General features: G+C 39.0%; 17 protein-coding genes and 2 pseudogenes. 4 read left to right on the top strand and 15 right to left on the bottom strand.

Annotation, left to right across the window (positions count from 1 at the left end; all coding sequences use genetic code 11):
• Positions 1-113: 113 nt before the first annotated feature.
• Genes FFM63_RS09725 through FFM63_RS09695 form a run of 7 tightly spaced genes read right to left on the bottom strand, consistent with a single transcriptional unit; the run spans position 114 to position 8,099 of the window.
• Positions 114-1,223: an ABC transporter ATP-binding protein gene (locus FFM63_RS09725; protein WP_137610085.1), complete on the bottom strand. Its 1,110-nt coding sequence runs from the start codon at positions 1,221-1,223 to the stop codon at positions 114-116.
• 24 nt (positions 1,224-1,247) lie between these two features.
• Positions 1,248-2,117 (bottom strand): ROK family protein, encoded by an 870-nt coding sequence (locus FFM63_RS09720; RefSeq protein WP_137610084.1) that lies wholly within the window; start codon positions 2,115-2,117, stop codon positions 1,248-1,250.
• Between the two features lie 19 nt (positions 2,118-2,136).
• Complete coding sequence (locus tag FFM63_RS09715; protein ID WP_137610083.1) at positions 2,137-3,573, bottom strand: glycoside hydrolase family 32 protein; 1,437 nt, start codon at positions 3,571-3,573, stop codon at positions 2,137-2,139.
• A gap of 3 nt (positions 3,574-3,576) precedes the next feature.
• The gene (locus tag FFM63_RS09710; protein WP_137610082.1) at positions 3,577-4,404 is read right to left on the bottom strand and encodes a carbohydrate ABC transporter permease; all 828 of its coding nucleotides are present in this window, start codon (positions 4,402-4,404) and stop codon (positions 3,577-3,579) included.
• Positions 4,404-5,354, bottom strand: coding sequence for a carbohydrate ABC transporter permease (locus FFM63_RS09705; RefSeq protein WP_137610081.1), 951 nt, complete (start codon positions 5,352-5,354; stop codon positions 4,404-4,406). Before FFM63_RS09705 ends, FFM63_RS09710 begins: the two co-directional genes overlap by 1 nt.
• Positions 5,355-5,367: 13 nt before the next feature.
• Entirely contained in the window at positions 5,368-6,648 is a 1,281-nt protein-coding gene (locus tag FFM63_RS09700; RefSeq protein WP_137610080.1) for an ABC transporter substrate-binding protein, read from the bottom strand.
• A gap of 14 nt (positions 6,649-6,662) precedes the next feature.
• Positions 6,663-8,099, bottom strand: coding sequence for a glycoside hydrolase family protein (locus tag FFM63_RS09695; RefSeq protein WP_137610079.1), 1,437 nt, complete (start codon positions 8,097-8,099; stop codon positions 6,663-6,665).
• Positions 8,100-8,258: 159 nt separating this feature from the next.
• Between FFM63_RS09695 and FFM63_RS09690 the strand changes: the two genes are divergently transcribed.
• The 4 genes from FFM63_RS09690 to FFM63_RS09675 all read left to right on the top strand — a co-directional run bounded on the left by FFM63_RS09690 (position 8,259) and on the right by FFM63_RS09675 (position 12,081).
• Complete coding sequence (locus tag FFM63_RS09690) at positions 8,259-9,284, top strand: LacI family DNA-binding transcriptional regulator (RefSeq protein ID WP_137610078.1); 1,026 nt, start codon at positions 8,259-8,261, stop codon at positions 9,282-9,284.
• A gap of 426 nt (positions 9,285-9,710) precedes the next feature.
• Positions 9,711-10,322, top strand: a complete 612-nt coding sequence (locus tag FFM63_RS09685; RefSeq protein WP_137610077.1) for a recombinase family protein — start codon at positions 9,711-9,713, stop codon at positions 10,320-10,322.
• Positions 10,323-10,579: 257 nt separating this feature from the next.
• Positions 10,580-11,173, top strand: a complete 594-nt coding sequence (locus FFM63_RS09680) for a helix-turn-helix transcriptional regulator (RefSeq protein ID WP_171000226.1) — start codon at positions 10,580-10,582, stop codon at positions 11,171-11,173.
• Between the two features lie 227 nt (positions 11,174-11,400).
• Complete coding sequence (locus FFM63_RS09675; RefSeq protein WP_171000225.1) at positions 11,401-12,081, top strand: IS6-like element ISEnfa1 family transposase; 681 nt, start codon at positions 11,401-11,403, stop codon at positions 12,079-12,081.
• A gap of 54 nt (positions 12,082-12,135) precedes the next feature.
• On the opposite strand, the pseudogene FFM63_RS09670 reads toward FFM63_RS09675, so the two are convergent.
• The 8 genes and pseudogenes from FFM63_RS09670 to FFM63_RS09635 form a co-directional block, all read right to left on the bottom strand.
• A pseudogene (locus FFM63_RS09670) lies at positions 12,136-12,693 on the bottom strand (Na+/H+ antiporter NhaC family protein); the annotation flags it as partial.
• A gap of 310 nt (positions 12,694-13,003) precedes the next feature.
• Positions 13,004-14,053, bottom strand: coding sequence for a 2,3-butanediol dehydrogenase (locus FFM63_RS09665; protein WP_025188186.1), 1,050 nt, complete (start codon positions 14,051-14,053; stop codon positions 13,004-13,006).
• 301 nt (positions 14,054-14,354) lie between these two features.
• Positions 14,355-15,560 carry a dihydrolipoamide acetyltransferase family protein gene (locus tag FFM63_RS09660; protein WP_137610074.1) on the bottom strand — a complete coding sequence of 402 codons (1,206 nt, stop codon included), beginning with the start codon at positions 15,558-15,560 and terminating at the stop codon, positions 14,355-14,357.
• A gap of 17 nt (positions 15,561-15,577) precedes the next feature.
• On the bottom strand, positions 15,578-16,609 hold the full coding sequence (locus FFM63_RS09655; RefSeq protein ID WP_002405048.1) for an alpha-ketoacid dehydrogenase subunit beta: 1,032 nt from the start codon (positions 16,607-16,609) through the stop codon (positions 15,578-15,580).
• A gap of 24 nt (positions 16,610-16,633) precedes the next feature.
• Positions 16,634-17,602, bottom strand: coding sequence for a thiamine pyrophosphate-dependent dehydrogenase E1 component subunit alpha (locus FFM63_RS09650; RefSeq protein ID WP_010731441.1), 969 nt, complete (start codon positions 17,600-17,602; stop codon positions 16,634-16,636).
• 16 nt (positions 17,603-17,618) lie between these two features.
• A complete protein-coding gene (gene lpdA, locus FFM63_RS09645) occupies positions 17,619-18,971 on the bottom strand; it encodes a dihydrolipoyl dehydrogenase (RefSeq protein WP_010731440.1) in 1,353 nt (450 codons plus the stop codon).
• A gap of 354 nt (positions 18,972-19,325) precedes the next feature.
• Positions 19,326-21,116, bottom strand: a complete 1,791-nt coding sequence (locus FFM63_RS09640) for a sigma-54-dependent Fis family transcriptional regulator (RefSeq protein ID WP_010731439.1) — start codon at positions 21,114-21,116, stop codon at positions 19,326-19,328.
• 123 nt (positions 21,117-21,239) lie between these two features.
• Positions 21,240-21,563: pseudogene (locus FFM63_RS09635) on the bottom strand (DNA topoisomerase); the annotation flags it as partial.
• Positions 21,564-21,627: the final 64 nt, after the last annotated feature.

Raw genomic sequence — 21,627 nt, 5'->3', positions numbered from 1 at the left:
AAATCCATCCTCTCGTAGATAAGTTTAATTTATTTCTGTCTCTACGAAAAGTTGTCTAAGATTTGATACTAACACCATCTCTTATTTTGAGAAGAAACTTTATCACTTCATTATTAAGGCAATTTGATGACTGCCTCCGTTTCTTTATCGAAGAAATTTCCTTTATTCAGATTAAATGCCAAATCGACAGAGGCGCCCGGTTCATGGAAGTTTCTCGCATCTACTTTTGCGACAAATTCAGTGTCACCGATAACGGAATAAAGCATCGTTTCTGCCCCTAACAATTCTGAAACGACTACTTTTGCACGGACTGTCGATTTAGGAGCGGCATCAAGAGCAATTTGTTCGCCATGAATATCTTCTGGACGAATCCCAAATATGACTTCTTTGCCTTCATAGCCTTTTTCTTTTAATACTTTATTTTTTCCTTCAGGAATCGTGAGTTTTAATCCATGGTTATTCGTTAGCACTCCGTCTTTCAATCTCACTTGAAAGAAATTCATTGCTGGTGAGCCGATAAATCCTGCCACAAAAACATTCACTGGCGTATTATAGACTTCCTGAGGAGAGCCAACTTGCTGAATCACACCATCTTTCATGATTACGATCCGATCGGCCATTGTCATTGCTTCAGTCTGGTCATGGGTCACATAGATTGTTGTCGTCTCTAGACGTTGATGCAACTTTGCGATCTCGGCACGCATCGAAACTCTTAACTTAGCATCCAAATTCGATAATGGTTCATCCATCAAAAAGACTCGTGCATCTCGGACAATTGCTCTTCCAAGAGCAACACGCTGCCTCTGTCCACCAGACAGGGCTGCTGGCTTTCGATATAAATAGTTTGAAAGTCCCAAAATTTCTGCTGCATTTTCTACTCGTTTCGTAATTTCGCTTTTATCATATTTACGAAGTTTTAAGCCAAATGCCATGTTATCAAAGACGGTCATATGTGGGTACAGCGCATAATTCTGGAAAACCATAGCGATATCTCGGTCTTTGGGAGCTACATCATTCATCCGCTGACCATCAATCGTAAAATCCCCTTCCGAGATATCTTCTAAACCAGCGATCATTCGCAAGGTCGTTGATTTCCCGCAGCCTGATGGACCAACAAACACAATAAATTCTTTATCCTTGATATCTAAATTAAAATCAGTTACTGAATACGTTTCTGCATTGTCATATTTTTTATGAATATGCTTCAAGCTTAGTTCTGTCATATGTGTTCACCCATTTCTTTTCTATTAAGAATGCAGCTGCTGTTCTTTTGCTAATGCCAGACATCCATAAGTCCCCGCGTTGTCTCCTAATTTTGGAAGAACAAGGTATTGATCGAGCTCTGGCACTTCAACGTAGCTATTCAACAGTTCTTTGAAAGCTAATTTCATTTTCTCTAACACATGGCGTTGCTTCATGACTCCTCCGCCAAAAATAATGACATTAGGCGAGAGCATAAGTGTCGTATTGTAGGCGCATTGTGCAAGATAGTATGCTTCCAGCTCCCATTGCTCATCATCTTCACTCAGTTCTTGTCCTTTTTTTCCAGCTCTCTTTTCGATGGCTGGACCAGCTGCCATTCCTTCTAAGCAATTTTTGTGGAACGGACAATTTCCTTCATAAGTATCCGTTGGATGCCGATCAACAAGCATATGTCCCATTTCTGGATGGCTGAAGCCTTCGATAAAACGCCCGTATTGTAATGCACCGCCACCGATACCCGTTCCGATCGTATAATAAACGACGCTTGAGCATCCCTTTCCGTTTCCAAAAACAGCTTCTCCATAGGCAGCGGCATTCACATCGGTAGTCCAAGCTATTGGTATAGGAAAAGCCTTCTTCACTGTTCCTACAAAATCAAACTGTTGCCAGCCCAATTTTGGCGTAGAAGTGATGTAGCCGTAGGTTGGTGATTCATACTGAATGTCAATGGGTCCAAATGAACCGATTCCTATTCCTATTAATAATTCCTTATATGGCGAAAAAAAATCGAGAACATTCTTCATGGTTTCTTCAGGTGTCGTGGTGGGAAAGCTTTCCCGATTCACGATTTCTAATTCATCCGTGGCTATTGCACAGACGAATTTCGTTCCTCCTGCTTCGATACTTCCATACATCTTTCATCTACCCTTTCGCTTATCTCTTGATTAATTGTTTTGTACTCAATTCCGTCACTACTATCTGCTTGAGCCGCTCTTCTCCGTTACAACTAAAAGAAAAGTCTCGATTTAACGTCCCTTTGAAAAAGCTGTTCACGCTCAGGACGGTTCCTTCTTCTTCATCAAAAACTTCAATGGAATACAGATCAAGCAGGATCTTAAGTGTTTTACTCCTATTAGAAAGCGGCATTATTAACGTCTTTCTTCCCAATGGATTTCCAGTTGAATAGTAGTGCAGTTGCTCGTCAATGATGAATGTGTCTTCACTCTCACTTCCTTTATCTTTGAACATCAGTTTAATCGGTGCTGTCCCTGATCCCAGCGACAGCTCAATAATCGTAGTTTCCTGAATAGTCGAAATATGTTTTTGATATCCGTCAGTTTGTGTATCATAAATGACTGTCTTTGCCGCTTTCAATGTTGAAACTTTATTCGGCAATACAGACTGCAGCCGATTGTCTTTTAGCTTAATTTTTCTTGGTATGCTCATCGCGCCACACCAGCTATTCTCTGTTAATTCACCGAAGCCATTCCACTCATTCATCCATTCCCAACCGTTTTGCCAGCCGATGACATATCGTTCACCCTCTGGTGTTAAAAAGGTCTGAGGCGCATAAAAATCAACGCCATAATCAAGAATACCTCTGGATTTCAATTGGAATTGCCCCTTTTTATAATCCATATGACCGATTAGATAGGTCGAATACTCGCCTGTTATTCCTACTGGTGAAAAGGTCAATACTTCCTTGCCTTCTAATTCATAAAAATCTGGACATTCCAGCATCCAAGCATTGGGGTCTTCAAAGGCTATCCCCATCATTGTCCAATCTAAAAGATTCTCTGATCGGTACATAAGCAATTTCCCAACGTGATCCTGGCTGACACCTACAAGCATGTAAAATATAGAACCTTTTTGCCAGACTTTAGGATCTCTAAAATGAGGATTTTCTTTCTCAAGATGGTCTGTATGAATAATGGGGTTGTTCTTGTATTTTGAAAAATTCCGACCGTCTTCACTCATTGCTACACATTGCTTTTGTATCAGTTGCCCTGCTGTATTTTTCGCGACAGCTGTATAAAATAGATAAAGCGTCCCTTCATGTTCTAGCGCTGTTCCTGAAAAACAGCCGCCATTTGGACTATCCTCATACTCTTCAGAAGGTGCCAAAGCAATCGGCAGTTCCTTCCAAGTAATCAAATCGCTGCTTACCGCGTGTCCCCAATACATTTGGTGCCATTTTGTTTGGTATGGATGGTATTGATAAAACAAATGATATTCCCCTTTGAAGAAGATTAGTCCATTTGGATCATTCATCCATCCTAACGACGGTGTAAAGTGAAGAATAGGCTGTTGAGAGCTTTTTAAGGCTAAAGCTTTATATTTTTCGATATATTGATTTGCTTCGTTCTTCATAAGCTATCCTTTCGTTGCGCCAGCAGTCATGCCCGAAGTCACCCATTTATTCAGCGAGAAGTAAATCAGTATTGGCGGCAAGATGGCGATCGATATCGCCGCATAGGTCGCGCCCCAATCTACATTTCCAAACGCTCCCACATAATCTTTCAAGCCCATGGTGATGGTTTTAGCAGAAGAATCGCTAATAAATGTATTGGCAAATATAAAGTCGTTCCAAATCAAAATACTGTACATTGAAGCGATAGTGATCATTGTATTTCTAGCCAACGGTGCAACTATCTGTAAAAAGACACGGTAAGGTGAACAGCCGTCAACGATTCCCGCTTCGATCAGTTCATCTGGAACGAAATTGTAGAAGTTGACAAACATCATGACAGATAGCGGCAATGCAAAGCCTACTTGCGGCAATACCATCGCCATACTAGTGTTTAAGATCCCGATTTTGCTATAAAAAATAAACAATGGAATCAGTGTGATTTGAACAGGTACCATGATGCCGAACATGAAGAACGAATAGATTTTCTTACTGTGTTTATAGCGGAATTTGGATAACGCGAAGCCGATCGTGGCACTTAATACTAGTATCAATACCAGCGAGATCATGGTGATCTTCAAACTATTCCACATATAGCCACCAATGACGCCATCGCCCAATACATTTTTATAATTCTCAAATGTCACAGCTTTCGGCAATGAGAATGGCGTCGTCGATAGTTCTACAGAGTCTTTCAGACTTGCAATAAATAGCCAAATCACAGGATAAATTTGTATGATCAAAAAGATGATCAATAAAAGGACAAATAGGTACTTTATTGCTTTCTCTTTCATTACACCACACCGCCTTCCTTGTTATTCTTGCGTTTGCTTAACGCTAGCGCTTGTTTCGCTGCCTTTTTTTGTGCTTTCACATCATAATTTTCAAATATTTTTCTCAAAATGAAGATGATCAAGACGCTTTCTATAATTATGAAGACAGCCAAGGCACTTCCATATCCGTATTGGTTATTGGTAAAGGCTTGTTTATACATGTATGTGGACATCAATTCGCTTGCATTCCCCGGACCACCGTTTGTCAGCAGGTAAGGAATATCGAAGCCTCTCAACGCACCCGTTAAACACATTGTGAAGGTGAGCAGCAGAATGTCTTTGATCATAGGAATCTTGATTTTGAAAAGGATCTGCAGTTCTGTTGCGCCATCGATTTTCGCTGCTTCGTAGACCGATTCGTCTAATGAAACGAGCGCTGCATAAAAGATGACCATGTACATTCCGATGAAGCGCCAGCCTTCGGGAATCGAGACGGCACCCAGCACCGTATTCAAATTCGTTAACCAAGAAGTCGCGATCCCTCCTAAGCCTACTGCCGATAACATCTGATTCAGCAATCCTTCTGGCTGTGTTGAATAAATACTTCTGAAGAGTTGCGCGATGGCGACTGTCGTAACGATACACGGAACATAATAGAGCGTCTTGACTAAATTCGCCCGCTTTTTCAAGTAAGTCAATAACACCGCAAATAGTAAGCCAATCGACAATTGAATAATGACAACGATTACTAAATAAATTAAATTATTGATTAATGCTTTATAAAATACCGGGTCCTGAAAGAGCCGCTTGTAATTTTCCAAGCCAACAAACTGTTGTGGAGTGATTCCGTTCCATTTGATAAAACTTAAACGAAGCGACTCCGTAATTGGATAAAAAACAGAGAGCAGATAGAATAGTAGTCCAGGCATTAGAAAAACGAAAAATGCCTTCTTATCACGTAAAACACCCATATTTTCCCCTCCTTTATTGATCTACAACATTCACTTTAATCGAGTCATCGATCATTTTGACAAAATCTTGAAGTTTCATGTCGCCCGAACCCACAAGCAACAAGTTGTCTTGAACGATCGTATTCGTTGAAGAATCTAGATAGGTATCCCATGGCTTCATAAATTGTTCCCCAGTATTATCCATATCTTTTCGGATTCTCAAATATAGACTTGAATAATCGACATCTTTTGGCAACTCCGTTTTAATTGGAGACATCTGCATTTTCTTCGTGTAGATATCCGCATAATGATCCAGTACGTATAAGAGAAAATCCTTTGTCTTTTTATCGAAGGTTTCCGCGTTGAAGGCCATACCTATTCCAGAGTTTACACAAAATTCATTGGCTGCTGTCACACTATCTTTCGTTGTCGGCATATAGAAATAATCAATTTCTCCCGCGTCGTATTTTTCCTGCATGGCACCGATCTCCCAGTCACCGATGTAATACATCGCTGATTTTCCATCTAAAAACATTGATTGTGCGGTTGCGTAATCTGTGGCAGAAAAACCTTCGTTGAAATATTGCCCGATATCTTTTACGAACTTGACCGAATCAACACCCGTTTGACTAGACATTTTTTCTTTGCCTTGACTCAGATTCTCAATGAACTGATTTCCCGTTTGTCTGAAAGCTGACATTGCCAAGTAGCGTTGGACTGGCCAGCGATCGATCCCATCAACGGAGATCGGCGTCACACCTGCTTTTTTTAATTTTTCACATGCCGCTAACCATTGATCGAAGGTTTTTGGAACACTGATTCCGTGTTGAGAAAACAATTTTTTGTTATACCAGATCATCTCGACATGGTATTCCAGAGGAAGTGTATACATCGATCCGTCTGAAAATTCTTGATATTTCAATGCTGTCGGATAAAAGTTCTGATAGTAGTCATTCTTTTGCAAGAATTTTTTCATGTCTACGAGTTTCCCAGCTTTAACAAGCTCTTTTGCGTAAAGATCTGGATCAGTGTCAATGATATCCGGCATGTTGTTACCGGCAACCAATGTTTTTAATTTCTGTAAATATGAAGGTCTGTCCGCCGTGGTTTCAAAATCAATTTTCCATTTTCCGCCTTTTTCCTTGCTGTATTGATCGGCTATTTCTCGCATGGTTTCATCGATCGCTCCGCCGACTGGACGAGAAGTCAGCCATTTGACCGTCGTTGTAGAGGTATCTTCTTTTTTTCCTCCACAGGCTGTCACCATAAAAAGAACGCCTAAAAGACCAACCAAAACTGTAACTTTTCTTATCATGGAAGAAACAACTCCTATTCTTTTATCTCGATCTCATGTAACGCTACTTCTCCTTGTACCACGTATAACCCGATTTTTTTACCGCTGTGATTATACAGTCTCGTCGATAACGCAATTTCGTCGTTTACATAAACAACACACATACTTCCTTCTCGCAATAGTTGTACATGATAGTGTGTCGCTTTTGGCAGAAGTCTACTTGTTTCAACTTGATAGGGGATGTCTCCTTTGATCTGCCACTGATACTCACCTTTTTCAGCTCTTGGCCAGATATCCCATGCAATCAAATTTTGCTCTGGTAGCATACGTAAGAAATAGCCCGTTTCCATTCCTTCATCCACATGAAGGGCAATGCCAAACTCTTTTGCCTTCAAAACTTCAAAGTCCAGTGTCGCTGAAAAGGTGTCGGATGGACTATCGAACAGCATGGCTCCTAATGTATCACTTGCGACCTTGTTTTTATCATTACTATGATCATTATAAAAGACTGGTGCGGATATCTCCGATTTTTCTTTAAAGAATTCACCGACTGTATCAATCATCACTGCCTTCAGTTCACCGGTTTGAGGATCTTGGATCAATTCATGGAAAATCATTGTTCCTCCCCAGTCCCATGAGCCAAAGTCCGTCTCTCCTTCTTTTGTCGCAACCCATCCAAAGGCGATTCTTCTTTCTCCATCTGAGGCTGTTTTGATCGCATAGTTGGCTCGTGTATCAAATACATCATCCTCTGGAATAATCCACGGGCCGTTCAAACTTTTTGCATAACGGTAGTGCGTAGTAAAGCGATCTGAAAATGTTGAAAATACTAAATACCAGTAATCCCCCATCTTAAAGACCTCTGGACACTCCATCGTGATGTACATTTTCGGATCATAAAACGGTTCACAATATTCCCAAGTCTCCAAATCCTTCGACTTAGACAATGAGATGCAGCCACCTCTCAGATCTCCCGCTCCTTGTCGTCTAGATGCCAACAACATGAAGTAACATTGCTCTTCCTCTACCCAAAAAACAAAAGGATCACGCCAATCGAACTCTTCATAAATGTCCCCGTCAGATGGAAAAAGAAAATTTGGATCTGTGTCTAGTTCATACAAGTTATCACCGACAGCTTTCATGACTAATTGGACACTCTTTCCATTTACATAGGGCTTGTTCTCATTAAAAGCGGTATAAAATGCATGATACTTCCCTTGATTGTCTTTAATGATTGAACCTGTGTAATTGTTAAGATTGTACTCATCATTTGTTCCTCTTTTGATTGCTTCTCCCTTGTAATTAACGTTGACGAAGTCCTTTGTTGTTGCCAAGTGCCACGTTGTCTCTTCAGCGTATTTACCCTCAACTATTCTTGGATCATGCAAATAATATGCATAGAATGTCCCATCTTCATAATACGGGATCAGATCTCCCACCCATGCATTCTCAGGTCGATAAAATAAACTCATTCAGCATCTCTCCTAAATTTAATTAATCATTTAATGTCCTTAGAATAATTTTGGTAGCGCTTAACTGCAAGCGATTTTTACTTTTTTGTGCATTTTCGTGCAAATATATATTGCTTTTATATGCATCGAGTAGTTATACTGCATTGGGGAGGATGAAAAATGAAATGTACAATCAACGATATTGCTAAAGAAACCGGGTACTCAAGAAATACTGTTTCGAAAGCGCTTAAGAACGATCCTCAAGTATCTCAACGAACAATAGAAAGCATTGTAAGAAAAGCGGAATCCATGGGGTATTTCACGAAGGAAGAACGGGTAGAATACAAGATTGATCAGGGAAATATCTTGTTTCTGAATACTAACCATGCAAATGATTCTCAATTTTGGAGCAATGTTTTAACAGGGATCGAAATGGTCCTTTCCGAGACGAATTACCAGTTGACGATTGCAACGTTATCGAAAGAGGATATTGAGGAAGGGCGATTGCCCGAGGCAGTCTACAGTTCTAATACGAAAGGCATCATAGTGGTCGAAATGAATTTTCGGCCGGTCTGGAATAAGTTATTGGAGACCAACCTTCCAATCGTCACGGTGGATGCCCCAAAAAATCCCAATTATTTGATTGGAAAATGTGACATTGTTATGATGGAAAATCATTCCAATGTTGAACGAATCACTGAATTACTCATTCAAAAAGGCTACTCTGATTTTGCCTTTATTGGTGATTTGTACTCACCCAATACGGGACTTGGCTTTATGGAACGATACTATGCCTTTTTCAATACTTTGAAAAAGCATGAGTTGATAATCAATCGTCACGCTTCGATTCTCAAGGACACAGATACTATTTTTGAGAATTTCGAGAAAATTAAAGAATTGCTCAATTCTATGAAAAAAGTCCCCGATGTCTTCTTGTGCGGAAATGACTGGCTAGCGATCCAATTGATCTACGCCCTGCAAGCATTGGGGTATAAAATTCCGGACAATATCAACGTCATCGGGTTTGATAATATCCCAAATTCTGAGCGAATTTTGCCGGGGTTGACCACCATCGATACGCCGAAAATCTACTTGGGCAGAAAAGCTGCACATCTGATTATGGATCGCTTGATTGAACCTGACATTCCTTATTCGATCTCAAAATATTCTACGAAGCTGATACTTAGGGAGTCTACTAATTTATAAAAAATAATATGAGCTAACCCGTGGTGCTAGTTAATTTTCCCTAACGGAAATACTATGAAAAGCTTGTTAAAACAGCAAAAAATGCATATATTAGACTCATAACTACAAAGAAATGAGGTCTATATATACATTTCACTTATACAAACCACTATACGAATACTTTTGAAAAATCCAAGGGAATTTTAGCAATCGTTTATGAACTCTACAATTCATGTGTTCGTTATAAAATAAAAAAAGTAGAAATGTGGATCATCTGATTCAGCCTGATACAGTTATCATCGAATGTATATTGTGGGGAATAATAAATGTTTTTTGTGCTAGTAATTAATTTACAAGATACGTCATTTAAATCTAAAAGTGACAGCTGGAATATGGTTTTATGATTAGGGTGTATTTTATATTGTTCGAGAAAGTAGGTAAAAATTCTTGAAAATTGCATATATTCGAGTATCATCAATTGATCAAAATGAACAACGCCAAATTGAAGAAATGGAAAAATTTGGTGCAGAAAAAATTTTTATTGAAAAACAATCTGGAGCAACTATCTCTCATCGACCCATTTTTCAGGAAGCTCTAAATTTTGTCAGAGAACAAGATATTTTTATTGTAGAAGCCATTGATCGTTTAGGAAGGAATTATGACGAGATCATTGAGTCTGTTAATTTCCTAAAGAGGAAAAATGTGCAGCTAGTTATCACTAGTTTGCCAATCATGGCTGAAGCAATTGGAAATCCTCTCTTGGATAAATTCATCAAAGACTTAATCGTTCAAATTTTGGCCATGATTGCTGAGCAAGAACGAACTGAATCGAAACGGCGCCAAGCACAAGGAATTAAAATTGCTAAGGCAAATGGGGTTTATAAAGGACGCCCAAAACTATATAGTCCAACAGCAAAAGACCCTCAAAAGAGAGCTGTCTACAGGAATATTATAGAAGAATTACAGAAAGGTACAGGCATCTCCGAAATCGCAAAAGAATATGGGGTTACCAGACAGACTGTTTACAGAATAAAGAAAGACCACAAGCAACTTAATTAGCTCGTCTTTGCGTAGTTTTTTAAATAAAGCAAGCAAATAATTTATAGAATCCATCTTTGGTTTTTCTAGAGTATCAATATTTATTTGTCTTTTATTAATAATTGGTTTAAATGAATATATTAGTAAAGTAGGTAGGGATATCATAAAAAATCAAACGCAAAAAGTCTTTTACATTATTCTTTAATTTTAAAACTCAAAAAATTTTTGACTGATTTAATTCAAACTTCTCAGTATGCTAGATTATGAAAGGAGACACTATGAAGATAGGTAAACGGATTAGAGAGTATCGAAAAATTTATAATTTTTCCCAAGAACAATTGGCAGATAAAATTTTTGTTTCACGTCAAACTATATCTAACTGGGAAAATGACAAAACATATCCAGACATACAAATCATTATTTCGCTGGCTATTCTATTTAATGTTTCTTTAGATGAATTAATTCGAGAAGATTTGGAGGAAATGAAGATGAAAATTAGTAATAATAGAGCTAGTAAACGAGCCGATATTTATTCTTTAATAATGATTAGTTCGACAATATTAGCCAGTCTATCTATTGGCTTAGTAGTAGCATTGCCAGAATCAAAGTTGATATTAATAGTTCCAATTATTCTATTTTTACCTGCTTTATGGAGTTCTTTTGTTTTAGAAAAATTCAAAAAAAATAATGACTTGAAAACTTACAAGGAGATTTTAGCATTTTCACAAAATAAAGATATAGAAGTGTTAAGAGAAAACAGAGAGCCTAGAAGAATACGAATGGGAAAAACCATTATTGTTTTAGGATATGCTGCTCTTACACTTTTGATTTGTCTGATAGCAATATTTATTGCGAATTTATTCAAATCATAATCTCCATTCAAAAGGGAGGATCATGGGATATATTATAAACTTTTATTTCTTCCTGAATAATTCATACATCTACGCTCTACTAAAAAGTAGATAGATTTTTCCGCAATTTATTAGTATGGACTTTTTTCATTTAAACTTCTCATTTTAAAATAGGGTTCTGTTGCAAAGTTTCCGATAAGCTCATTTTGAGGTAAAATAATTGAAAAAGATAGCTTGGAGGAATGAAGATGACTCAGTTCAAAGGAAAACAATTTCAAAAAGACGTGATTATCGTAGCCGTCGGCTACTATCTTCGGTACAACCTGAGTTATCGTGAAGTGCAGGAAATTCTGTATGACCGAGGAATTCACGTTTGTCACACCACAATTTACCGTTGGGTGCAAGAATACGGAAAGATTCTTTATCAAATTTGGAAAAAGAAAAACAAACAGTCCTTTTATTCATGGAAAATGGACGAGAATTATATCAAAATTAAAGGAAAGTGGCATTATTTATATCGCGCTATCGATGTAGATGGCTTAACCTTAGATATCTGGTTACGGAAAAAGCGCGACACACAGGCTGCGTATGCTTTTCTAAAACGACTGAAGAACCAGTTTGGAGAACCAAAGGTTCTAGTAACGGATAAAGCACCCTCTATTAAGAGTGCCTTCAGAAAGCTTCAGAAAAATGGACTGTATATAACAACAGAACATCGAACAATCAAGTATCTGAATAATCTGATTGAACAAGATCATCGTCCAATTAAGCGAAGAAACAAATTTTACCAAAGTTTGCGAACAGCCTCAACCACGATTAAAGGCATGGAAGCGATTCGAGGAATTTATAAAAAAAGCCGAAAAGAAGGGTCTCTTTTTGGCTTTTCCGTCTGTACAGAAATCAAAGGACTATTAGGAATCCCTGCTTAAATAAGAATCATCTTGAAAAACTAATGACCTTTTTGAGACTTTGCAACAGAACCTGTGAAGAAATAAATCTACCTCGACAACGGCAGCAGCAAGGTTCGTCGACTCAGACAATGGCGACATTTTATCACCAAAAACAGCCCCAGACACAATCGCTCCCACCACTAATGCTGGCGAAAGGCCTAGCGTCACGCCCACACCGAATAGAGCAATACCAATCGTTGACATGACGGTAAAAGCACTACCGACTGCACTGCCGATCACAGCACAAACAATAAAAATTGATGGCACGAACCATTCAATACGCAAAGTCTGAAAACCATAAACCATTAAGGTTGGAATAATTCCCGCTTGAATCCAGACGGCAATCAGGGCTCCCACCAAAATAAAAATCACAATTGGAATAATTCCTGGTCGGATTCCTTCGACCATTCCTTTATGAATTGCATCAAACGAGCGATCTTTCCAATAGACATATCCCGTTAGTACCATCAATACAATCAAAATTGCGATCAAGGCACTCATCTGCACAAAAATGACAAAATACGCCAAAGTAGCAAAAATAACAAGCAAAACAAGACTTGCTTCAACAAATGATGAATCTTTTTTTAACATATATAATTCCTCTTTTTATCTCTAGATAGCTTCAGTTTAGCATATTTTTTTGCGACTCACCTTAGCATTCGCAAACTGACGAGTATCCATTCAAGAATTCATGCAAATGACCATAATCCTGAGACACAAAAAAATCTGTCTTTTAAAATCGTCACGGCGACCCAAAATTAGTTCCAAGCAAAAAGTCCCGAAAATCCAAAAGTTTGAACAACAACTTTCGAATTTTCAGGACCTTTTACTTGGAGCTTTTCAGCTTCAATCTTTGTGGTAGGGTGGCCACATAATCGCCATTATGCGGCCTAATTTTTAATTAGCGACCTTTTTGAATGTCTACTAAGATTTTCGATTGTGATTTGTCTCTAGTCAAAAGACCAAAGCCTTCTTCCACAATTTCTTCTAATTCAATTTTTCTTGTAATCACTGGATCAACAGCTAATTGACCACTTGCAATCGCTTGAATTGTTTGGGCAAATGTCGTACGGGTATAGGCAATGGTCGAAGTGATTTTCACACCAGAGTTAATCAATTGCATTGGGTGCCAAGATATTTCATGAGCAAAAATAGACACAATGACCATCATGCCGCGTGCTTTCGTAACATCTATCGCTTGTTTGACTGTTACTTCAACGCCCGCAACTTCAAAAGCAACATCGACCCCACCGTTTGTCATCGCACGGATTTCCTCAACAACATTTACTTTTCCTGAATTCAATGTGACTGTCGCACCTAATTCTTTGGCTTTTTCTAAACGTTCTTCTGACAAATCACAAACGATAATATCCACCGCACCAGCAGCCTTGGCAGCAGCAGCCACTAAACATCCGATTGGGCCGGCTCCAAAAATAGCAACTTTGTCACCAAATTTTACGCCGCCTTCTTTACACGCTTGTACAGCAACCGCTGTTGGTTCAACTAAAGCTCCTTCTTCAAAAGACATTTCATCTGGCAATTTGTACACGTAATGTTCTGGAACGGTACAATATTCAGCGAAGCCGCCATCTCTTGCCAAGCCAATAAAGTTATAGCCATCATACAAATCAACTTCTTCAACTTTTGCTTCATTTGACATCGTAGGAAAAATAGCTACACGATCGCCAACTTTTACATCCTTCACTTGTGAACCAACTTCTTCAATCGTTCCAGAAAATTCATGCCCCATCGTTAAAGGCGCTTGACCTTTTGCAAATGGATCTGGTTGATCAACGGGAATAAAAATTGGTCCTTCTAAAAATTCATGTAAGTCTGAACCACAAATCCCAGTAAATGCTACTTTTACTCGAACTTCATCTGGTTCACACGCCTTTACTTCGACATCTTCTACACGGACATCTTTTTGTCCATACCATACTGCTGCTTTCATTTGACATTCCTCCATGCATCATTCATTCATCACGTTTCCTTCAAAACATGTGAAGCACTTAGATAATGAGCAAAAAGCGTGCCAAAATTAAAACAGTTGATAAAATCGTACTTTCTTAGAAACACTGTAACAAATCGGAAAGTTTTATGAAACATCATGTTACAAAACGTATCACGATGTATCGTATGCTTCGAATGGAAAAGACAGAAAAACCAGAAGTTGCCTTTCCAACTTTTGATTTTTCTGTCTTTTCACTTATAGTAGAACTTCTGACACACGACCTTAAATACGAATAAACCTTTTAGAATACTAAACTATACGGATTTTCCAAGTAGAAAATGATGCGGCCTAAAAATTCTGCAGCTGGTGAACCGTCTAAGATTTGATGATCGAATGTCAAGCTTAATGGTAATTTCTTCAACTCAACTACTTCGCGATTTTCATCAAATGCTAATTGGCTTTGCATTGACCCAACACCTAAGATACCAATTTCTGGTGTATTGATGATTGGTGTGAAGTACTCTGCTCCACTCTTGCCAAGATTACTGATCGTAAAGGTCGAACCTGAATAATGCTTGCCAGCTAACGACCCATCACGAGCTTCGGTAATCCGACTATTTAAGGTCTTACCTAATTCAGTAAGCGTCATGCGATCAGCGTCTTCAACGACTGGTACAACTAGGCCATCTGCAACGGCAACGGCCATTCCAAGATGAACTGCCTCTTGTTTTTCATAAGAACCATCTTGATACCAGGCATTCATATCTGGTGTTTCTTTCAAAGCCAAGATGACTGCTTTTGAAAGCAAGGTCGTAATACTTAATTGACCATCCTTCAATGGAACACTCGATTTAGATTGCAATTCTTTCTTGAATGCTAATAAATTCGTAATATCTGCTTTTTGTTGGATGGTTACTTGTGCTGTAGATTGTAAGCTATGCATCATACGTTCAGCGATTGTCTTACGCATACCTTTTAAGCCAGCTCCGACGGTTGAAGATGCGGCTGCAATAGTAGTCTCCACACTTGGTTGATGACGCTGTACATCGCGTCGAGTAATTCGACCATTGCCACCTGAGCCATTAATTTGGGCAATATCAAATCCTTTTTCAGCAGCTAATTTGCGTGCTAATGGTGTAATAAAGATACGTTCACCTGCTTTTCTTTCGGGTGCCGCTTGTGCTTTTGGTTCCTCACTTGTTGCCTTATTTTCCTCTACTGGAGCAGAAGTAGGTTCAGTTGGTGAAGCCTCCCCGCTTACTTGTTCACCTGGCTCTCCGATATAGCCGATTGGCGCAGTACATTCCGCATCATCGCCTTCTGCTACCAAAATTTTAATCAATGTTCCATCTACTGACGATTCAATGTCGTAGCTTAGTTTTTCAGAACTAATTGTACATACAACTTCACCTTTACTAACGGCATCGCCTTCTTTTTTCGCCCAATTGTCGACGGTTCCTTCTGTCATTGTAAGCCCTAATTTAGGCATTGTAATTTCTGTTGCCATTCACTATCCACCTCCTCTTATTTCTTTAAGTCCGCGATTAATTCATTTGCAGTTTCTAATACACGGTCTGCATTTGGTAAGTATAATTGTTCTAAGTTTGTAGCAAATGGTACGGGTGTATTTGGTGCACAGACACATTTAATTGGTCCATCTAGATAATCAAATGCTTTGTCTCCGACGATAGATGCAATATCTGTCGCAGTATTATTATGGGGATTGGCTTCGTCAATCACGATTAAACGACCTGTCTTCTTCACTGACTGAATAATCGTTTCTTGATCCCACGGTGCTACAGTAACCAAGTCGATTACTTCTACAGAGATGCCATCTTTCGCTAATTTATCTGCCACTTCAAGAGCAACGTATAACATTTTTCCGATAGTCACAATGGTCAAATCCGTTCCTTCTTGTTTTACTTTTGCTTTTCCGATTTCAACAGTATAGTACTCTTCTGGCACTTCACCTTTTAAGCCATAAAGAGTCTTATCTTCAGAGAAAATAACAATGTTGTCATCTTCGATAGCAGCCGTTAGTAATCCTTTAGCATCATAAGGGTTAGAAGGGACAACTACTTTGACCGCTGGAATAGAGCCAAAAATGCCATAATATGATCCTGAGTGTTGAGCAGCGGCACTTGCGCCTGCACCATGGCACGTACGGACAGTCATCGGAATTTTCGCTTTTCCTCCAAACATATAGCGCATTTTAGAGCCTTGAGCTAAGATTGTGTCAAAACAAAAACCAATAAAATCATTAAACATCAATTCTGGGACTGGACGTAATCCTGTAGCAGCAGCACCAACTGCCGCTCCCATGTAGCCCATTTCTGAGATTGGTGTATCAATCACACGTTCGCGACCGAATTTAGGCATCAGACCTTTTGTGACACCAAACACGCCACCCCAAGCATCTTCATTTGACTCTTCTAAGTGAGGAACCTTTGCTCCTCCGGCAATATCTTCACCAAGTAAGATTACTCGATCGTCACGCTCCATTGATTGTTCTAATGCTTCGTTAATAGCTTTCATAAAAGTAATTTTTCTAGTCATGTTTCTTCTCTCCTTTTTCTCTGCTTAGTCTGCGAATACATCTTCATACAATGCTTCTGGGCGTGGAACTGGACTTTCTTCAGCAAATTTAATGGCATGCGCAATATCAGTAGTTGATTTTTCAGCAATTTCTTCTGCTTCTTTTTTCGTTAATAATTTTTTCGCAATTGCTTTTTCGATAAATTCTGGAATACAATCGCGGTCTTGGCGATTTTTTTCTTCACCATCTATATTTTTGTATTTTTGTTCGTCACCTTCAAAGTGCCCGTAATTACGATACGTTACACATTCAACCAGTGTTGGCCCTTCGCCTTTTCGTGCACGCTCGATTGCTTCCCCAGTAGCTTCATAGACTGCAAACAAGTCATCGCCATCCACTCTTACACCGGGAATGCCATATGCTGCTGCACGTTCGGCGATTGTTTTAGAACCGGATGAATACCATTGCGGTGTTGCTTCCGCAAATGAGTTATTTTCGTTAACAAAAATGACCGGTAATTTCCAAATCGACGCCATATTAATTCCTTCATGGAACGTCCCTTCATTCGCAGCGCCATCACCAAAGAAACATACCGCAACATCTTTTGTTTTTAGATATTTATTTCGTAAGCCCGCTCCGACAGCGATTGGGAAGCCGCCACCGACCATACCGTTAGCCCCAAGCATTCCTTTACCGACGTCGGCGATATGCATCGAGCCACCTTTTCCTTTATTTAAGCCTGTTTCTTTCCCATAAATTTCAGCCATCATGCCATCTAAGTCGCAACCTTTTGCGATACAATGTCCATGACCACGGTGCGTACTTGTAATATAATCATCATCTGTCAAATTCGCACAGACGCCTGTTGCAATTGCTTCTTCGCCAGCATATAAGTGAACGAATCCTGGAATTTCACCTGTCGTAAAAATATCATGCACTTGGTTTTCAAAATTACGGATATCGTACATTGTTTTTAGGATCCATTTTGCTTGATCTTTTGTCATTTTTGTCATTTTCTTTTCCTCCTTATTAACCATGAATTGCTCGTCCAAATAATGAATTGCTCGTCTCACCAATCACTTCAGAAAGCGTCGGATGGGCAAAAATCATTTCATCAAGCTCATCAATTGTTCCTTCTGCTTCTTTTACAGCTAAAATCGTATGAATCATCTCTGTTGCATGGCTTCCGACAATTACCGCTCCTAGAATTTGATGGTAGTGTTTTTCACTAATTATTTTGACAAATCCATCTGTTTCCATCGCTGCAATGGCTTTCCCATTTCCTGAAAAAGGCATCATCTTCACAACTACATCTTGATATTGGGCTTTCGCTTCTTCTTCAGATAGTCCAAAACTTGCTACTTCAGGACTAGTGTAAAGACAACGTGGGACAGATGTTTTATCCACTGGGAATCTCTCAGTACCAAACATCGCCTCGACAGCGCGTATCCCTTCTTGACTGGCAACATGTGCCAATTGATAACCTCCGATGACATCGCCTATTGCATAGATACTTGGAATACTGGTCTGATACGTATTGTTTACGCGAACGAAACGGCTTGCTTCATCCAATTCAATCTCCAGTTGACTCGCTAAAGTCAAATCTGGTTTTCGCCCAGCAGCTACGAGTAAGCGATCATATGCCACAGCTTTCCCAGCTACGATGACTTCCTTATCGGTTACTTGGTCAATTTTTGCAGAAGTCGTAATGGCAATGCCCATTTTTGACAATTTCTTTTTGATGATTTTGCGCGCTTCTGGATCTTCCGTTAGTAAAATATCTTTGGCTACCTCTAATAACGTTACGTCTACGCCCAATGGTTTCATTGCAAATGCCAACTCCACTGCAATAATCCCACCACCGATAACGACAAGTTTTTTCGGTAATTCAGCCATAGAAAAGAACGTATCGGTCGTATTATAATGTGCGTGTTCAATCCCATTAATCGGTGGCACAAAAGGTTTTCCCCCTGTCGCCAATAAAATCTTTTCAGCATGCAATGCTTTCTCAGCTACCTCGACGCACGTCTTAGAAACTAACGCAGCCTCACCTTCGATGTAATCAATTTTATTACTCGAAAACAAATGCTGAATGCCCGATTGCAGTGTTTGAACGACGCCATTTTTTCGATCGACCATTTTTGAAAAGTCTATGGCATTGAGCGTAGTATCTACACCATGTTTTTTTCCTTCTTCCAATGATAAGAGCCAATGCGCATGTTGCAGATAGCTTTTCGAAGGTATACAGCCCACATTTAGACAGGTACCTCCTATTTTATTCTTTTCGACCACAGCTACTTTTTTGCCGAGTTGTGCAGCTTTAATCGCCGCAACATAGCCGCCCGGTCCAGCGCCAATGACAATTAAGTCATAGTTTGTCATGAATTGTCCCTCCTTATTGATTACGCTTTCAGTCTATTAATAAGCAAGTTGCATGCCAACTTTTTTGTGAAACAAGAGAGAACATCTCTCCTTTCACAAATCCTTGCTATACGACTGATTTACGATGTTATACAACAAATCACTCCGGCCATATTTTTAATCTTGAAACACACACTTTGGAATCGCTTACCTTTTTGAGACACAATCGCAACAAAGATGTGATACAGTTTGTCTCATTAGCGAGTTTCTGAGACACAAAAAAAAGAGAAGTTTCCTTCTCTTTTTTTTTTGCTTCAAACTATTTTTTTACTAAAAAAACAAATTTCTTCTCAATTTGCTTTTTTTCACAAAAATTTACCAAGACAACTCGTATTTTTTTAGTTTGCGATACAGTGTTGCTCGTGAGATATTTAATGTTTCTGCTGTTTTTGTCATATTGAAATGGCTCGCTTCTAACGCTTCTTCAATCCGATGTTTTTCTGATTTTATTTTGCTAGTAAAGATAGGTTCGTAGGAATTGGTTGAACCCTGATTTAGGTAAATGCTACCTGTTTGAATTAAGGCGTTCAATTCATCCTCTGACGGTTCTGAATCAGAGTAAAATATCGCCACTCGCGATAGAAAATTATTGAACTCCCGGATGTTACCGTACCAAGGATATCCTTTGGCAACTTTTTCAATCTTCCACTTCCAATCAATTTCCCAATGATTGCTCACCATAAATCGGTCAACCAGTGGAGCAATATCCTCTAAGCGTTCTCTAAGAGGCGGAATGCGGACCGTACATACAAATAAGCGATAAAATAGATCTTCTCGGAACTTGCCTTCTAGGGCCAACTTCCGTAAATCCTTGTTACTTGCCGTAATTAAGCGAAAATCAGTCATGACCGGTTTTCCACTAATAGGGGTCACCATCTTGTCTTCTAATACACGAAGCAAAGATTGTTGCATCTTTTCCGGCATACTATCAATCTCATCTAAAAATAAGCTGCCGCCATTGGCTTGTGATAATTTTCCTTCAAACCCTTTCGCATTGGCCCCAGTAAACGCGCCTGGTGCATAGCCAAAAAGCTCACTTTCCAATAAATTCTCACTAATAGCCCCACAATTAATAGCAATCAAAGGGCCATTTTTTTGTGGACTATTTTGGTGAATGGTCTGCGATATTATTTCCTTTCCACTACCTGACTCGCCAAAAATATGAATTGGCACACTCGTTGTAGAGACCTTAATAACCTGATTCAAAAACTGTTGGTAACTCTTACTTCTAGAAGCTACACCTGGATAGGTCGGTGTGTTACCCTTTTCATTTTTCACTTGATACAATTTGTATTTGTAACCGATTAGTTGGCGATTACGCATAATACTTTCTTGATCATAAATCATTGCTGGACTAATGATTTTACGCATATCCTGCCCTATATGAAACTGATCTGCCATACTAGGCGGTACTTGAATAATGCGAAAATGCGCATCACAAAAAAGAACTTCTTCTAAAAAAGACTTTGCGTACTCTAATAAGTCATTTCGTCGTTGAATGTGCCGTTTCATCAGCTGATTGGATATTTTTTGCGTCAGCATCGTCAATAGTAAAAATGAATCCTTCGCCGTCGAGTTTTGATACGTTGATATATCTAGGACTCCGAGAATTTCATTGTTTTCATCAAGAATTGGTGATGCCGCACAACTCCATTTTCTTGATGCTGCCGAGTAATGTTCTTCCAAAGCAAGACACTCATCTTCTTTTGATCGCAAGGCCAGACCGATAGCATTCGTACCGACTTCTAACTCTGACCAATTACTTCCTTCACGAAAGGCAATCTCATTGGCAAAATCTCTTGCTTGATAATTTCCCGTTCGCCAAATGATATTTGCTTCATTATCGGTTAGAATAAATAGTTGATTTGTTAAGTGAAACTGTTTTTCAATGCTACTTAATTCCGCTTTAACAAGTTGGATGAGTTCTTGATTCTCTTGCTGCTTCGTTGTTAAGTCACTTGCAGTTAAAATTTTTGGTGGTTTGACTAAAAAAGGATCCACATGGTTTTGTAAACAGAATTGCCATGAATTAGCTATTTTTGATGGAAGCTGCGTTAGGACTCTCGTTTCTCCTTGTACAAACTGCTTCCAAATTTGTTTTTCCATCTAATCATCTCCTTTAATCCTTTACACTATTATACAACAAGATTGTGAAATAAAAAAAGGAAGTCTATCTGCCCTTAAATTCTGTCAATCGAGATGGATTCACTAAGCTTTTTTTTTTTTATTTCAGTCTAAAGTCTGTTTTTCCCCCTTCGTTTGTATCTTGGTTTCTTCATACAAGTAATCAGGTAAAAACATGGCAACGGTCGTTTTAACGACTAAAGCATAAATTTTTCGTTGCAAATCGTCCATTTTTGCTAATGCAGATTCGTTAGGTACTTGTTTTGTTGGAATAATGGCGTGGTGTTCCTGTACCTTACTACCGTCCACATAACGCTTTCTAGGCTCTGTTTGAACCATTTCAAGATCAAGTCCTAAAAAACCGCTATATTTGCCAAAATTCGCTTTTAAATAAGCAAATTCGTTCTCTGTAATAAATTGGATTTGAGTCAATATCTTGGACATATTTTAGTAGAGACTGCTAAGACATTTTCTCTGTTTCTAAATCTTCAAA

Source organism: Enterococcus pingfangensis, from assembly GCF_005405205.1.
GTDB lineage: Bacteria > Bacillota > Bacilli > Lactobacillales > Enterococcaceae > Enterococcus_A > Enterococcus_A pingfangensis.
The sequence above is the reverse complement of the archived record's forward strand: the minus strand, read 5'-3'. Positions and strand labels throughout refer to the sequence as shown.

Excerpts from the sequence above, each read along its gene's own strand:
- FFM63_RS09725 (WP_137610085.1), bottom strand. The coding sequence starts at position 1,223 with ATGACAGAACTAAGCTTGAAGCATATTCATAAAAAATATGACAATGCA.
- FFM63_RS09720 (WP_137610084.1), bottom strand. The coding sequence starts at position 2,117 with ATGTATGGAAGTATCGAAGCAGGAGGAACGAAATTCGTCTGTGCAATA.
- FFM63_RS09715 (WP_137610083.1), bottom strand. The coding sequence starts at position 3,573 with ATGAAGAACGAAGCAAATCAATATATCGAAAAATATAAAGCTTTAGCC.
- FFM63_RS09710 (WP_137610082.1), bottom strand. The coding sequence starts at position 4,404 with ATGAAAGAGAAAGCAATAAAGTACCTATTTGTCCTTTTATTGATCATC.
- FFM63_RS09705 (WP_137610081.1), bottom strand. The coding sequence starts at position 5,354 with ATGGGTGTTTTACGTGATAAGAAGGCATTTTTCGTTTTTCTAATGCCT.
- FFM63_RS09700 (WP_137610080.1), bottom strand. The coding sequence starts at position 6,648 with ATGATAAGAAAAGTTACAGTTTTGGTTGGTCTTTTAGGCGTTCTTTTT.
- FFM63_RS09695 (WP_137610079.1), bottom strand. The coding sequence starts at position 8,099 with ATGAGTTTATTTTATCGACCTGAGAATGCATGGGTGGGAGATCTGATC.
- FFM63_RS09690 (WP_137610078.1), top strand. The coding sequence starts at position 8,259 with ATGAAATGTACAATCAACGATATTGCTAAAGAAACCGGGTACTCAAGA.
- FFM63_RS09680 (WP_171000226.1), top strand. The coding sequence starts at position 10,580 with ATGAAGATAGGTAAACGGATTAGAGAGTATCGAAAAATTTATAATTTT.
- FFM63_RS09675 (WP_171000225.1), top strand. The coding sequence starts at position 11,401 with ATGACTCAGTTCAAAGGAAAACAATTTCAAAAAGACGTGATTATCGTA.
- FFM63_RS09665 (WP_025188186.1), bottom strand. The coding sequence starts at position 14,053 with ATGAAAGCAGCAGTATGGTATGGACAAAAAGATGTCCGTGTAGAAGAT.
- FFM63_RS09660 (WP_137610074.1), bottom strand. The coding sequence starts at position 15,560 with ATGGCAACAGAAATTACAATGCCTAAATTAGGGCTTACAATGACAGAA.
- FFM63_RS09655 (WP_002405048.1), bottom strand. The coding sequence starts at position 16,609 with ATGACTAGAAAAATTACTTTTATGAAAGCTATTAACGAAGCATTAGAA.
- FFM63_RS09650 (WP_010731441.1), bottom strand. The coding sequence starts at position 17,602 with ATGACAAAAATGACAAAAGATCAAGCAAAATGGATCCTAAAAACAATG.
- lpdA (WP_010731440.1), bottom strand. The coding sequence starts at position 18,971 with ATGACAAACTATGACTTAATTGTCATTGGCGCTGGACCGGGCGGCTAT.
- FFM63_RS09640 (WP_010731439.1), bottom strand. The coding sequence starts at position 21,116 with ATGGAAAAACAAATTTGGAAGCAGTTTGTACAAGGAGAAACGAGAGTC.